This is a genomic window from Spongorhabdus nitratireducens (assembly GCA_947387575.1).
Taxonomy (GTDB): domain Bacteria; phylum Pseudomonadota; class Gammaproteobacteria; order Pseudomonadales; family Endozoicomonadaceae; genus CANDOC01.
In genome coordinates, this window is sequence record CANDOC010000001.1 from 623390 (window position 1) to 637203 (window position 13814).

11 protein-coding genes are annotated in these 13814 nt (G+C 49.9%); 7 read left to right on the top strand and 4 right to left on the bottom strand.

Features of this window, described 5'->3' with window-relative positions; all coding sequences use genetic code 11:
• Position 1: 1 nt before the first annotated feature.
• The gene (rimK, locus tag ACYZZ0_RS02890) at positions 2–904 is read right to left on the bottom strand and encodes a 30S ribosomal protein S6--L-glutamate ligase (protein WP_461535070.1); all 903 of its coding nucleotides are present in this window, start codon (positions 902–904) and stop codon (positions 2–4) included.
• A gap of 272 nt (positions 905–1176) precedes the next feature.
• On the opposite strand from rimK, the gene ACYZZ0_RS02895 reads away from it, so the two are divergent.
• The 6 genes from ACYZZ0_RS02895 (at position 1177) to ACYZZ0_RS02920 (ending at position 8814) form a co-directional block, all read left to right on the top strand.
• On the top strand, positions 1177–2127 hold the full coding sequence (locus ACYZZ0_RS02895) for a lytic transglycosylase domain-containing protein (RefSeq protein WP_461535071.1): 951 nt from the start codon (positions 1177–1179) through the stop codon (positions 2125–2127).
• Positions 2128–2224: 97 nt separating this feature from the next.
• Positions 2225–3466, top strand: coding sequence for an MFS transporter (locus tag ACYZZ0_RS02900; protein WP_461535072.1), 1242 nt, complete (start codon positions 2225–2227; stop codon positions 3464–3466).
• Positions 3463–3966, top strand: a complete 504-nt coding sequence (locus ACYZZ0_RS02905) for a DUF1003 domain-containing protein (protein WP_461535073.1) — start codon at positions 3463–3465, stop codon at positions 3964–3966. Before ACYZZ0_RS02900 ends, ACYZZ0_RS02905 begins: the two co-directional genes overlap by 4 nt.
• Before the next feature lie 240 nt (positions 3967–4206).
• Entirely contained in the window at positions 4207–5133 is a 927-nt protein-coding gene (locus ACYZZ0_RS02910) for a lytic transglycosylase domain-containing protein (RefSeq protein WP_461535074.1), read from the top strand.
• Between the two features lie 172 nt (positions 5134–5305).
• Positions 5306–5803, top strand: a complete 498-nt coding sequence (locus ACYZZ0_RS02915; RefSeq protein WP_461535075.1) for a hypothetical protein — start codon at positions 5306–5308, stop codon at positions 5801–5803.
• A 56-nt stretch (positions 5804–5859) separates the two neighbouring features.
• The gene (locus ACYZZ0_RS02920; RefSeq protein ID WP_461535076.1) at positions 5860–8814 is read left to right on the top strand and encodes a mechanosensitive ion channel family protein; all 2955 of its coding nucleotides are present in this window, start codon (positions 5860–5862) and stop codon (positions 8812–8814) included.
• On the opposite strand, the gene ACYZZ0_RS02925 is transcribed toward ACYZZ0_RS02920, so the two are convergent.
• The 3 genes from ACYZZ0_RS02925 to ACYZZ0_RS02935 form a co-directional block, all read right to left on the bottom strand.
• Complete coding sequence (locus ACYZZ0_RS02925; protein WP_461535077.1) at positions 8803–9969, bottom strand: cation:proton antiporter domain-containing protein; 1167 nt, start codon at positions 9967–9969, stop codon at positions 8803–8805. The genes ACYZZ0_RS02920 and ACYZZ0_RS02925 overlap by 12 nt on opposite strands.
• Before the next feature lie 53 nt (positions 9970–10022).
• Entirely contained in the window at positions 10023–10898 is an 876-nt protein-coding gene (locus ACYZZ0_RS02930) for a mechanosensitive ion channel domain-containing protein (RefSeq protein ID WP_461535078.1), read from the bottom strand.
• A gap of 273 nt (positions 10899–11171) precedes the next feature.
• A complete protein-coding gene (locus tag ACYZZ0_RS02935; RefSeq protein ID WP_461535079.1) occupies positions 11172–12533 on the bottom strand; it encodes an SPFH domain-containing protein in 1362 nt (453 codons plus the stop codon).
• Positions 12534–12823: 290 nt separating this feature from the next.
• Here ACYZZ0_RS02935 and ACYZZ0_RS02940 point away from each other — a divergent pair, with 290 nt between their 5' ends.
• Entirely contained in the window at positions 12824–13813 is a 990-nt protein-coding gene (locus tag ACYZZ0_RS02940) for a LysR family transcriptional regulator (RefSeq protein WP_461535080.1), read from the top strand.
• The last annotated feature ends 1 nt before the right edge of the window (position 13814 follow it).

Consider the following 13814-nt stretch of genomic DNA (forward strand, 5'->3'; position numbering starts at 1 on the left):
TTCACCCTTTACCGCGGGTGCGGGTTGACCGGGATGCTCTGGACTCAATAAATTCGTAGATCATACCAGCCACATTTTTGCCGGTGGCAGATTCGATACCTTGTAATCCCGGTGATGAGTTGACTTCCATCACAACCGGTCCATTGTCGGATTGCAAAATGTCGACACCACAGACATTCAAACCCATGACTTTGGCAGCATTTACCGCTGTCGCCCGCTCTTCCTTGGTCAGCCGGATCAAAGTGGCGGTGCCTCCACGATGAAGATTGGAGCGAAACTCGCCTTCCACCCCCTGTCGTTTCATTGCAGCAACAACCTTGCTGCCGATCACAAAACAGCGAATATCCGCCCCGCCGGCTTCCTTGATAAATTCCTGCACCAGAATATTGGCCTTCAAACCCATAAACGCTTCAATAATGGACTCAGCGGCTTTCTGGGTATCCGCCAGAACAACCCCGATCCCCTGGGTACCTTCCAGCAGTTTAACAACTACCGGAGCACCACCGACATTTTTAATCAGATCCTTGATGTCATCCGGTTTGCAGGCAAACCCGGTTCTGGGCAGCCCGATATCTTTCCTGGACAGCAGTTGCAATGAACGCAGCTTGTCACGGGAACGGGTAATCGCCACCGATTCATTGACACAAAAGGTGCCCATCATCTCGAACTGCCGGACAATGGCGGTGCCATAAAAGGTAATAGAGGCACCAATTCTCGGAATGACAGCATCATAGAACGGCAGTGCTTCCCCTTTGCAACGAACCACCGGGCGACTGCGGGTCACATCCATATAACAATGCAGGGTATCAACCACATCGATTTCATGACCCCGCTCCTCCCCCGCCTCTTTCAGACGCCGGGTTGAGTAAAGGTTGGGGTTGCGGGACAGTACGGCAACTTTCATGTGGGCTCCGGGTCACCTCATTAATAAAGTTATGGAGTGATATGTAGACCACCTGATGAAACTATGCTTGTCACTATTTCAAAAATACGACACTGGGGAGCCTAAGGTACGATGCTCCCTTGATACAGGATTATTAAAATGCGTTTTATATATCAATTGAATATTGGATGAGGGAGTAGCGATCGATTGTAATTTCCCCGTCAGCAGTAAAGCCGGAATCCCATGCTCATGGCCCTGGTTGGCTGATCCACCAGGTTTATGAAGCTTTTGTTATGACAGTCCCTTCAAGCCAGCATGCTTTTATCTTCCTGCAGTTTGTCAGAGTTGGTTACCTGTGCCTTGCGCTCATTGCTTTTCTTGTTGCGTTCAAAACAGCTCGCGCCCCGGAATCTGTGACTGAAACAGAGACTGCGCTTATCGTTACAGATGTCGGAGGCTGGCAGTCACTGCGCGATGGTTTTCAGCTGAGCGAACACTATCAGGCTAAAGAAGTCAGCAACCATCTCCAGCGCTATGACCAGTACTATTTTACTGAGCTTCAGCCGCGGATTCAGCTTTACCAGCGGCATCTTAATATTCGTTTCCTGCAAACCGGATTACCTGCGGAACTGGCCCTGTTACCGCTGATTGAAAGCCGGCTCAAGGGAAGCGCTCGGTCTCAAGCCAAAGCGGTTGGGTTCTGGCAGTTTACCGAAGTCACGGCAAAGTCTTATGGCCTGGTAATCAACAAGCACTTTGACGGACGTAAAGACTTTCTGCTGTCTACAGAAGCCGCGATCTCTTACCTGCAGGATATGCATCGCCGGCTGGATAACTGGTTGCTGGTCGTTGCAGCCTATAACGTTGGTGAAACGCATATTCGCAAAGTATTGAGAAGAGCGCTTAAAACCGGCAAAGCGGATTTCTGGCGGCTCAAGTTGCCCCTCGAAACCCGGCAACATGTCGCCCGGCTGCTGGCGCTAAGCCATATCATTCATACAGCCGGAGATTGCGGGATTCAGCTGCCATCACTAGAGCTTGATGGAATGGATATTTTTTACCCTGACAAATCCGGTACCTTGAGTGAAATGGCTGCCCGGCTGCAGTGCTCTGAAGCCATGCTGCGCCAGTTCAACCAGGGCTACCTTTCGCGGCAATACAGGGTTTCCCGGGATGCCGGACTGATACTCCCTAAGAACAGAGCGCTCTGGATTGGAAACGCTGCCAGCACCAACAGCCTGTAAGGACTGTCGGGACGGGGGCTGTTGAGTCATTTCAGACACCACGATTCAGGATTACAACTACACTTTCCACGGTCTGCACTCAACCTGAGCTGTCATTGTGTTGCGTTTTATTTCCCCCCTGTCAGGGCTGGCGATTTTTGCCATTGCCAGCGGCTATTTGATGACCCTCATCCCCTTACGCATCAGCCATATAAGTGAGGACAGCCTGTTGGCGGGTTATCTGGGAGGTGTTTACTATCTGGGTTTGCTGGCCGGCTCTTTTCGCTCCGAACATACTGTGATGAGAGTCGGCCATATCCGTTCTTATGCAGCATTCATGGCTTTACTTTGCAGTGCAACTCTGGGGCTGGGATTATTTGATTCGACCTGGGCCTGGCTTGGTCTGCGCTTTATCAGTGGACTCTCGGTTGCCGGTATTTTTGTAGCCATCGAATCCTGGCTGTTATGCGAAAGCACAGCAGAAAGCCGTGGTCGTATTCTGGCCATCTATATGGTAGCCCTTTACGGCTCAAATGCGCTTGGGCAGGCTTTTGTCAGTATGCTGGATCCGACCAGTCTGTTACCGTTTATCCTTATCGGTGCCTTCTTTTCGCTATCCATTCTGCCCCCGGCCCTGACCAAAATACCTTCACCGGAAATTGAAACTGCATCATCCCTCAATCTCATCAAGCTGTTAAAGCTGACACCCTCTGCCATGATCGGTTGCCTCGCGGGCGGGTTAATCCTGGGTGCCCTGTACTCGCTGCTGCCAATTCAGTTACTGAATGATACCCAAAGCAGTAACAGTGTCAGCATGATGCTGGCTGTTACCATGCTGGGCGGCATGTTATTACAGTATCCCACCGGGCATTTTTCAGATTATGTTGACCGCAGGAAGGTGCTGGTTGCTATCAGTGCCATTGGCAGTCTCTGCTGCCTGGCCTATATCTGGGTCAACAACACAAGCTGGATGGGCATTGTCCTGCTGTTTCTGATTGGAGGCACAACATTTACCCTCTATCCGCTGGCTATCAGTCACGGTTGTGACCATTTGCAACCGGAAGATATCGTTGCCGGAACCCAGGGGCTACTGCTGGGATACAGCAGTGGTGCCTGTCTGGGGCCGGTTATTGCGGGCTATTTTATGCAAAGCATGAAGCACGGGTTAATGCTGTACTTTGCCACCATTATGGGGCTGATTGCCCTGTTCTTCTTTATCCGGATCCCGTTCCGGCCGCAGATCTACTCCAGTGATGAGCAGCCGTTTATTCCGGTACCACGCACGACACCTGTTGTCGCCCAGATAGATCCGCGGGGAGATATTGAACCCGAGCCAACAACAGGGAGCACCGAGCCATGAAAAAATACTTTGAAAATCTGGCCAAAGCGCTGATGAATCAGCCCTACAGTACACTGGATGCTTCCGGCCAGAAAATCATAGAAAGTATTGCCACCCAGACCCCGGTTGCAGAGAACATCAACGATACCTTTCAGGATACCCTGACCTTTGGCCAGCGGGTGGCAGATGCAGTCGCCCGGTTTGGTGGCTCGTGGCTGTTTATAGGGATGTTCTTCGGCTTTATTACCGTCTGGATTCTGCTGAATATCTGCCTGCTGGCCACGGATCAGGTGTTTGACCCTTATCCCTTTATTTTGCTGAACCTGGGGCTTTCAACCCTGGCCGCTTTCCAGGCGCCGATCATCATGATGTCCCAGAATCGTCAAGCCGCCAAAGACCGGATCAAGCAGGATGCTACCTACGAGATCAATCTTAAACTGGAGCTTGAAATCATGCGGTTGCATCAGAAAATTGATCAGCTGCAACAACAGTCTTCTGCCGGTAAAACTGGCACACAATAGATACAAGTTACAAACATCCTGGCCTTTTTTTGATCTGTTTTTTGAGCATTAAAACCAGATTAATAGATGATTTTATTATTGGCTCGACAGCCAGAAATCCCTTTTAATCGCGGCACTTTCCACAAACACGTGGTTGTTATGAGTTGTTGTTATTTGTGTGACATAGCGTCAGGCTGAAAACCGAAGTCAATGATCCAAACCTCGGCAGCCTGATACATTTGGCTTGTTGAGGTTAAGGTCATGACTGTTGTCCTTTGCCGGCGCTCTGGCTCCAGCCAGAAGACTGCCTTTGTTGTCTGCCTGTCTGCCACATTTGTTGTATTCCTGTGCTTTTCATCTTTTCTGCCGGGCTTTGGTGCCGCATCAGGCTCCTGTGTAGCGCCTGCTCCAGAAACAATCCATGCCGGTGACTGGGAGAGCATGCGCCGCGGATTCAAACTGGGTGATCACTACCACGGTAAAGAGGTTGCTGCCTATACCGGTGCCTATGGACAGCGTTATTTCAATTATGTGGGGCCGCAGGTACTGCTGTATCAAAGCTATCTGAACAACAGAGTACTTCAAACCGGAATACCGGCGGAACTGGCGCTGTTACCCCTGATTGAAAGCGGACTTCAGGGTAAAGCCCGATCCCCTGCCCGGGCTGTTGGTTTCTGGCAGTTTATGGAAGGTACAGCCAAAATATACGGACTCACTATTGACCCGCACTTTGACGCCCGGTGTGATTTTATCCTTTCTACCGAAGCCGCCATCACTTATCTCGAGGAAATGCATCAGCGGCTGGGCTGCTGGTTACTGGTCATTGCCGCCTATAACGCCGGAGAAGGATATATTCGCAGGGCGTTAAAACAAGCTGGAAAGAATGGCCAAAGAAATTTCTGGCAACTTAAATTGCCGGCTGAAACCCGACAGCATGTCGCTCGTATCCTTGCGCTTAGCCGTGTCATTGCAACACCCGAACGTTACCGGGTAAAGCTGCCTGTGCTTGAGTCTGGCGGGATTGCTATTTTTTATCCTGATGAAAGCTCATCTTTCACCGAACTGGCCGTTGCCTTTCACTGCTCCGAAACATTGTTATATCAGCTCAATCCGGGATTTCGGAGCGGCCAGTATAACCCCTGTTATCAAGCCGGACTGGTGATACCCAGAAGAACATTGATCAGATAATGGCATCTGTCAGGTTAATATCATAATGACGGAATCAGGCCTGTATGAAGCACATGCCGCAGGCTTGATCCCGCCATGATGCCTCCCATTCCGGGAACGCTGGTTAAAAAGACCTGATAAAAATGACTACAGTATTTTCCATCGTCGAATCAAATGTTGAAGTTGGAATAGCATGCAAAAGTTATTTGAAAACATTTCAACCTTTATTTATTCAGTCTCCGCTATCGCCCTTGCCATGATGGCGATATCAATCATCGGCTTCTCACTTTACTCTGCCTGTGATGCATTTTTTATCGAAAATAAAAATACCGATTTTGTTTTTGTCATTTTGCAGTCGGTCAGCTCGGTCATCATCTCCATTGCCATTATCGATGTCGCAAAATATATGGTTGAGGAGGAAATTCTGCGGGACAAGGAGCTCAGAAAACCAAGGGAGGCCAGGGAAACCATCACCAAAATCATGGTAATCATTGCTATTGCGGTGAGCATTGAAGGGCTTGTCTATATTTTCAAGGCCGGAACCAAAGATGTCAGCTTGCTGGTTTATCCATCCATTCTGATCCTGTGTTCGGTTCTGGTGATTGTCGGCCTTGGAATCTATCAAAAGTGCAGCGCCGCCATTGAGGAGAAGGATACTCAGAAATTTATTCAACCGGGTGATACCCATTAACGTGGGTTATCTCTATCGACAGGCCTGCTCTGCAAAAATATGGCTCGGTGATGTGGATGCCGTTAATATCAGCCCTTACTTTTTGCTTGCTGTTATTACCCTTTGAGTCATCCAGCGCTCAGCCTGCACTGATGCAGGGTGCGTTTAAACAGCTACAGCAGCTGATACCCGCCGAGCAGGCAACTTCTGGCCCGCGGGATACGGATATTTCTCTGGAACAATTGCGGCAGGAAGCGGTCCAGCTTGAAACACGTATTCGTGAACTCAAGAGCCAGCTGCCACAACCCATCCTCGCCAGCACAGCCGATATCAGCCAGCTGACACCCGCGCAAGTTGCAGAGCGACAAGCGGTGTTACAGGATGCTCTCTATTCATGGTGGCAGAAACAGGAGTTATCTGAACAGGCATCCGTGCGGCTAAGCAGGGAACGGCTGGTATTGCAAAAACAGCTGGATGATCAGAATGAAAGCACGGACGGTGATACCAGTGAAAAACGGATATTGTTGCAACAAAAGCTGCATAACCTCTCACTTAAAATTCGTTTTACCGAGCGGTTTCTGGTGTTTTGCAAACAGCAAATCGACCTTATTGAAGTTGAGGTCCGGCAGCTCAATCCGGAACCTTTGCCTCCGCAGAAATCATCACCACAGCCCTCGCCAGACGTTGATGCTAAAGACCTGTCCCGGCTCAGTGTTCATCACAGGTCAGCACTAAGAGAGCGCCTGAGCCAAACCCGCAAGGATCTAATTCAACTTCATAACCTGCACTATGAAGTGAAGTATCAACTCGATCAGGTACACAGCATGGAATTGCTGTACAGATTGATGCTGAAACAAAAACAGCGACTTACAAGCATTCCCGCCGCGCTGAATACGGAAACACTACAACAGGAACTCAAGTTCAAACGCTATGCCCTGTTAGAGGAGCATGCGCTTGAAACTGATACTACCCGCCAGCAGAAAATCGGTGATGCACTCGACGAAATAGAGCAGCTTATCTATCTCGGCAGAGAATTGAACCAGCTGGAGAAGGAGTTGCGGGCGCGGCAACAGCAGCTGCTGCTGTTACTGGAACAGAAACAGATATGGATGATCACGGCTCCAGCACTTGGCCCGGCGGGCATTCAATCCATGGCCCGGAATTTGACCGAACAGATTCCGGTTATTGTCCGGCTGATGTGGCAAAAAATCGTGAGTAATGGCTGGCTGTTGTTTGTCCTGATACCCGCGCTATTGATATCACGGTGGCTGGGAAAAGCCACCCGGTGCGGGCTAAGCCGGGTCAACAGGCCTGCCGATATCACTGGCAGTGAGTGGTTAAGGCTGATAACCGGACTGACTGGCAGAACAACACCGGTATTCATGTTGCTGCTGTTGATCATGCACATGGGACACCTGTTTGAAAAGCAAAATGCTGCGCTGGTGTACGGTTTGCTGCTGTTGAGCTTTTGCTGGATGCTTCTGCTTGATGCCACTCAAAAAAACGGTTTTATCGATAAGTGTCTGGACTATGACGGCGTTGACTACCTTCACCACCGACAACTTGCCATTCCCTCGCTGATAGCGCTGTGGGTTGTCGGGCTGAGCCTGCAGTGGTATGAGAATCCCTTTGATAACCGTCTGGGGCAGTTACTGCTCCTTGTTTGCAGTGGCTCCCAGTTGGGCATACTCTGGCACGCTGGCAATCATCGTCACAATAAAAGACATCACCGCTACAGCAAAGGAAACCATCGCCATAAAGAGTCTGTCACGGCTGAACTTAACTGGAGGAAGCAATGTATCAGGCTTGGCTGCATGTTTACCCTGTCGCTGGTTTTTATTTCCTCCGCTCTTGGCTACATTCAGTTATCCTGGCTTTTTTTCAGTCATCTGCAGGTTGTATTACTGGCCGGCAGTTTTCTCTGGATTATGTACCTGTTTTCGGTTCAGGCGCTTGAAATTCGTACCGCCAATCTGGTGATCCAGCAAGCTATCAAGCTCAGAAAAGAAGCCCGGCAACTCCTTTCATCACGGGATGCGCTGCAACAGTCACGCAATAATATGCACGAGATGGTCACCCAGGGCAGAGCAATTCTGTCGCTGTTGTTTATCCTGGTAACCGTGCTGCTGTTCATGCTGATATGGCACAATATCAGCCCCCTGCTTTCTCCCCTGTCAGAAGCCCGGCTGTTTTCATTTACCGGTGAAAAAACGGCTCTGACAATAGCACTTGGCGCCTTTACCGGTTTTGTGCTGACCATCGTTGTCACTTTTGTTACAGCCCATAACTTGCCGGGGCTGTTACAGATTCTGTTGTCGGAAAAAATGATGCGACAGCCCGGTACTGTTTACATTATCAACCGCATGTTGGTGTATTTGATCTGGGCGACAGGCTGCACCGTAGCACTTGGTCAGATAGGTCTGCCGTGGGAAAAGCTGCAATGGGTCATTCTGGCGATCAGTGTCGGGGTCGGCCTCGGATTGCAGGAAATTGTGGCCAACTTCTTTTCGGGACTGATTATTCTGATTGAACGCCCGATCCGGGTCGGTGACACCATCACCATTAATGAGATTGAAGGCATTGTGCGCCAGATTACAGTCCGGGCCACCATTATTGAAATTGTCGACCGCAAGGAATTTATCGTTCCCAATAAGGCCATTATTACCGGTCAGCTGACCAACTGGTCGCTCAGCTCCAACTTGCTCAGAATTCAGTTATGGTATGGCGTCAGTCACAGTACCGATAATGATTTGGTGATCATGCTGCTGCTGAGAGCCGCCGAGGAGAGCCCGATGGTATTGAAAAAACCGCCATCAGAAGCTGCATTTATAGAGTGCACCGAGCACTGCGATCGCTATGAGTTGAGGATTTTTATCGATGTCGATGACCGTTTTCAGGTTAAAAATCAGGTTAACCAGCGTGTCAGGCAATTGTTTGATGAACACTCGGTTCAAATCGCCCACTTGAAGCATGATATTCAAATAGAAGCTCTGGCATCAGCAGCGCAAGACAATCACACGCTAAGCTCGTAACTGTACCCTGTGAGTCCATAATCGGATGGTACCGATATACAAGGGACTGATCGCCAGTGACAGGGCGATAGTGGAGATTGTCATCTGATAAGAAAAATCACTGATAATGCCAGCTGTGAGAGCAATGGAGGCGAGAACGAACCCGAATTCTCCGGTTTGAGACAGCACGGCACTGCCATAAAGACTGTCTCGCCACGAAGTTCTGAATGATCGCAGGATTATCAGGTTGATCAGTGTGTTCATAACCACAGCAATCAGCACCAGACCACTGATCGCCGGCAGGTTTTCGAGCAGGAACTGCAGGTCCATCAGCATGCCGATGGACAGAAAGAAAAAGGCTATCAACAATACTTTCAGTGACTCCAGATTATGCTGAACCCAACCAGTCTCCTTCGCTGAACCAACGACCAATCCGGCCACAAACGCACCCAGTGCGGTTGATAAATGGGATATTCCAGTCAGCAATGCCAGGCTGAAGCAGATCAGTAATGCGGTGAACAACTGCATTTCCTGATCTTTTTTGAATTCCTGCAGAAAACGCAGATGAATCGTCTCCTTGACCGTAACCCACACCGCCAGCGCTGTAATGAAAATGCCACAGACAATTTGTGCCGTGTAAACCGCAGTAGAATCAGTCTGTTCACCAAAACGGCCCAGAATAATCATCATGGGTACAATGGCCAGATCCTGCACCAGCAGGATACCTAACAACCTCTGTCCCATCGGTGATGCCAGTTCATTCCATTCCTGCAGTAGCTTGATCACCACCGCCGTGCTGCTGATGGTCAACACAAAGGAAATCAGCAGAATACGCTCAATCGCCCAGTCAAACACCTGTCCCAGCAGCCAGACCAGCGCCAGGGTAAGAAAAATCTGCAACAGGGTGCCGATAACAATGACTTTCCAGATATCAGCCCAGTGCCGTGGCGAAACTTCCATGCCGGTGAAAAACAGCAGTAGCACTACCCCGATACTGCCAAACTGGGCAATCGCATCCTGATTTTCAATCAACCCTAATCCAAATGGCCCCAGAACCACACCGGCAATCAGGTAAGCGACGACTGATGGTTGATGCAACCGCCGCAGAATCCAGCCAATCACTACTACTGCCAGTGCAATCGCAACCAATACCGGCGTCAGGGCATCAAGGTGCATACTACATAGCCTCTAGAAGGAAGCCTCTTGAATTTTGCTTCTTGAACTGCCTTTCAAATCGCCACCTCAACTGCTTCTTCAACCACCGCCTTGCCAGCTTTTTGCAAGGCCCGGGTGGTATACCAGAGGCGCATGAATTCCTCAGTAATGATCTGTTCCATCTCCTCAACCTCGGGAGTCGGACAGAAAATACCGATGGTGACAACATTCTTACCCAGTTCAGAGCTTGAGATATGAATCACCGGGTCCGGGCCGGGAATGGCAATATCAAGTCTTTTTTCCAACATCTCATTGTAGCGTCTGCCAACTTTTCTGAAGTGCTTGCAGCTTTCATTAACCTTGACCAGCAGCTGCTCTTTCAGCTCGAACAGGTTGATATCCTCAGCCTCGCGCACAATGGAGAACGTGTGATAGGCAAACCGGCGGGTAAAGTTGAGGTTCTTGACGGTTCCTGTTACCAGCAGACTGTTCGGAATCATCAGGGTCTTGCCGGTATAGCCATAGTTACCGTGGGCTATGTCGACCTCATACAGCCTGGTCGACAGCATATCGATCGCCAGCACTTCTCCATAATTATTACCAATCTGTACCCAGTCACCGACGGCATAGGGTTTGGTTGACAGGTGATACAGTGAACCTGTCAGGCACTGAATAAACTCTCTTGTTGCCAGCACAAATGCAGCAACAAAAGCTGCAATCGACAGGGCGAAATGTCTCAGTTCCGGCAACCAGATGGTGATTAATAAAACGGCGATCAACAGATGACTACTGTTTCGTAACGAATTAGTGAGATTGCGACGGGTTTCGCTGTCGATATTGCGGGATCGGCGCAATAATTTCAGCCATAACATTCTAATAAGTAAAACGCTGCCGACCATCGCAATAGTGGCTAACAGTTGATTAGCCTGAAGCACCTGATCAAATTCCACCCGATTTATGACTCCAAATAAAATAAGGTCTGTTAAAGATTGTTTTATCGGTAAGGGCGAGAGAGGTCAGCCTCCAGAAATGAATACGTCGAGGCCATGAACAGGCGGGTTATATCACAAACAGATCGGCTGCAAATAGCGAAAACTGTGCCGTTTATATTTTCAGCAAAAGAGGCAAGAGAAAGGAGAACAAATACACCTGGCTAGCGACATGATCCTGTCATAACAACAGATAGATCAGGTGACAGCGCATTGCTGCCACCTCTAATTAATTTACTCCTTGACCACCTCACGCTCATAATTCAAACGCTTGGCTGCATCCAGCGTCAGCATCTGCATAAAGGTCTTGGTTTCATAGTCGTTGCCGACCGGGGCGCCATTACCACCACCGCCAAAGACGTTGGTCGGTACCTTGCGCTGGGCGTAGGCTTGAGCCCACAGCTTCTGAATCTGGATTTCAGCATCCAGCTTCTGGGCCAGTGCGTTATCCGCCTGCAGAATTACCTTCTTCTGATAGGCTTCCGCGTCAGCAAGAGTGCGCTGGGTCTGGGCTTCGATCTTGGCTTTATCCAGATTGATCTGCGCAGTTTCACGCTGAATTTGGGCTTCCGCTTTCAGCTTTTCAGCGCGGGTAATGGCCAGCTGCTTTTCGGTTTCCGCTTCAGTGGTTTTCTGGATCTGCTCTACCTTGGCCATGGCCTGACGTTCAGCCACTTCACGCTCACCCCGGGCAATTGCCAGCAACCGCTGTTCTTCTTCCTGAACTCGTTGTTCCCGAGCAATAGCACGGTCGGCAGAAGCCTTCTGTTTCAGCTGCATCCGCTCGATAAACTTCTGGTTCGGCTTCATATCGGTCACCAGGGCAGAGACGACAGTAATGCCATAGTCGGTAAAGCGCTGGGTTTTACGCATCGGCTGACCGGTCGCATCGCGTACTTTTTTAACCACGAATATAGTCTTGGAATCTTCGCCATACTCTTCCTGGTCGGTACCCAGTGCAGCATTGGCTGAAGCGCTGGCAGTCTTGTTGGTATTGACCGTTACTTCCTCCCGCTTGACCAGATAGATACCGTTACTCATCTGGTTTTCAAACTCGGAGTTAAACTCGGTCCGGCCACCGGCATAATACTCTTCCGCAGTCATCAGTGAGGCGTTAGCCTGCAAGGTTTCCTTGAAGGCTGGCAGCAGCGCGGTGCGCAGCAGGTTTTCCGGTGAACGGTATTCATGAGCCAGTTTCAGGAAAGCTTCTTCATCGGCAGGGATGGAAAAGCGAACGGTGGCCTGGGCATGAGCATCCACCTGATCCAGGAACATAATGCTCAGTGGTGGCAGCGATGCGGAAGCACTGTCCGGATCGCGCTCGGCAGTAATGGCATTGGTCTGGGAGCCGGAAACAGCTTGCACCGTCATGGCCCGTTTCCAGGCATTGTAGCGGCCGAACGGATAAAACTTGTAACCGATTTCAGTCACAACGGCTTCGTTACCGGTGACGGTTCTGACGTGGTAAATATATCCCGGCTCGGCATAGAAAAATGACTGCGACAGCACATAGACCAGCACCAGCGCAATCACCCCGCCGATAATGCCCTTGGCATTAATCCCGGCTTTGACTTTCGATACAACACCTTCATCCATTATGGAGACATCCTTTTAAACGACTAATTATGCTTATAAAGCAGCTATCTATATTTGTTAAGCAACTACGGATTTCACGGTAAGGTATTGCGGATTATGTCATTTTTTACAGGGCCGGAATATGCGCCGTATCAAAAAGTGAACGGCGATCACAAGCCTATTCTGTGAACTGCTCCATGGCATGGTTTATGGAGAAAACAGTCATTTCTGCCAATAACCGGTGACGAGGAATGACAGCTGTTGTACGGTGTCGGCTCTGACCAGTTAAATCAAATGTTTTGCTTTTGACTATGAGTGATATCAATTGGAAAGGGGTCGACCTGAATCTGCTGTTGACCTTTGATGCCCTGTTTAACCATCGCAGTGTTTCCCGGGCGGCAGAGCATATGCATCTGGGTCAGTCGGCCATGAGCTACAACCTGAACCGGTTGCGCAATCTGCTTCAGGATCCACTTTTTGAGCGACAGGGGCACACAATGGTGCCAACCCGCCGGGCTGAGGAACTGGCTCCCAGAATACAGGCGGTGCTCGGCACTATCCGCAATGATATTTTGCTGCCACTCTCGTTTGAGCCCCGGGATTATTGTGGAAAGATAATTATCGGCCTGAATGACTATACCGAAATGGTGTTTGGCCCGGTGCTGTTTGATGCACTGCTACAACAGGCTCCAGGCAGCCAGATTGTTTTCAGGGCGGTAGATAACAGCAACTATCAGCAGCTGTTCGAGCAGTGCCAACTGGATCTCGCCATCGGTACCTTCAATGAACTGCCGAGTCCCCTGACCCGGCATCAGCTTTACCGGGAGCGACATGTCTGCCTGTTTGATAACCGGGTTTTGAATGTGGAGCTGCCGATTTCGCTGGATGATTACCTGACTACTCCTCAGGCTATGGTGACCGCAACCGGTGAGCTTTTCAGTAGTGTCGATCAGCGTTTAAGTGATATGGGGTGTGAGCGGCATATGGTGCTGGGCTCTTCTCGATTTATCACGCTTCGCCACTTGTTGACAGGGCGTCAGTTGCTCTGTGTGATGGCAGAAATGATGGGACGCACCGAGTTTTTTGCCGAGAAGCTGACCATTTGCCCGCCTCCGGTTGAGGTGCCTGATTTTGATATCGAAATGATCTTCAGGAAAAGAGACAGCAATCACCCTCGAACCCAATGGCTGCATAGCCAGGTTCAGCAGGTGATCAAACAGCATATTGCCAATATTATTTCCAGGTCCGGCGAATATTGTGAGAAAAACCATAGCCGGGCTGAACAGCTTCAGCCCGGCTGAT

Excerpts from the sequence above, each read along its gene's own strand:
- rimK (WP_461535070.1), bottom strand. The coding sequence starts at position 904 with ATGAAAGTTGCCGTACTGTCCCGCAACCCCAACCTTTACTCAACCCGG.
- ACYZZ0_RS02940 (WP_461535080.1), top strand. The coding sequence starts at position 12,824 with ATGAGTGATATCAATTGGAAAGGGGTCGACCTGAATCTGCTGTTGACC.
- ACYZZ0_RS02915 (WP_461535075.1), top strand. The coding sequence starts at position 5,306 with ATGCAAAAGTTATTTGAAAACATTTCAACCTTTATTTATTCAGTCTCC.
- ACYZZ0_RS02895 (WP_461535071.1), top strand. The coding sequence starts at position 1,177 with ATGACAGTCCCTTCAAGCCAGCATGCTTTTATCTTCCTGCAGTTTGTC.
- ACYZZ0_RS02910 (WP_461535074.1), top strand. The coding sequence starts at position 4,207 with ATGACTGTTGTCCTTTGCCGGCGCTCTGGCTCCAGCCAGAAGACTGCC.
- ACYZZ0_RS02905 (WP_461535073.1), top strand. The coding sequence starts at position 3,463 with ATGAAAAAATACTTTGAAAATCTGGCCAAAGCGCTGATGAATCAGCCC.
- ACYZZ0_RS02920 (WP_461535076.1), top strand. The coding sequence starts at position 5,860 with ATGCCGTTAATATCAGCCCTTACTTTTTGCTTGCTGTTATTACCCTTT.
- ACYZZ0_RS02935 (WP_461535079.1), bottom strand. The coding sequence starts at position 12,533 with ATGGATGAAGGTGTTGTATCGAAAGTCAAAGCCGGGATTAATGCCAAG.
- ACYZZ0_RS02925 (WP_461535077.1), bottom strand. The coding sequence starts at position 9,969 with ATGCACCTTGATGCCCTGACGCCGGTATTGGTTGCGATTGCACTGGCA.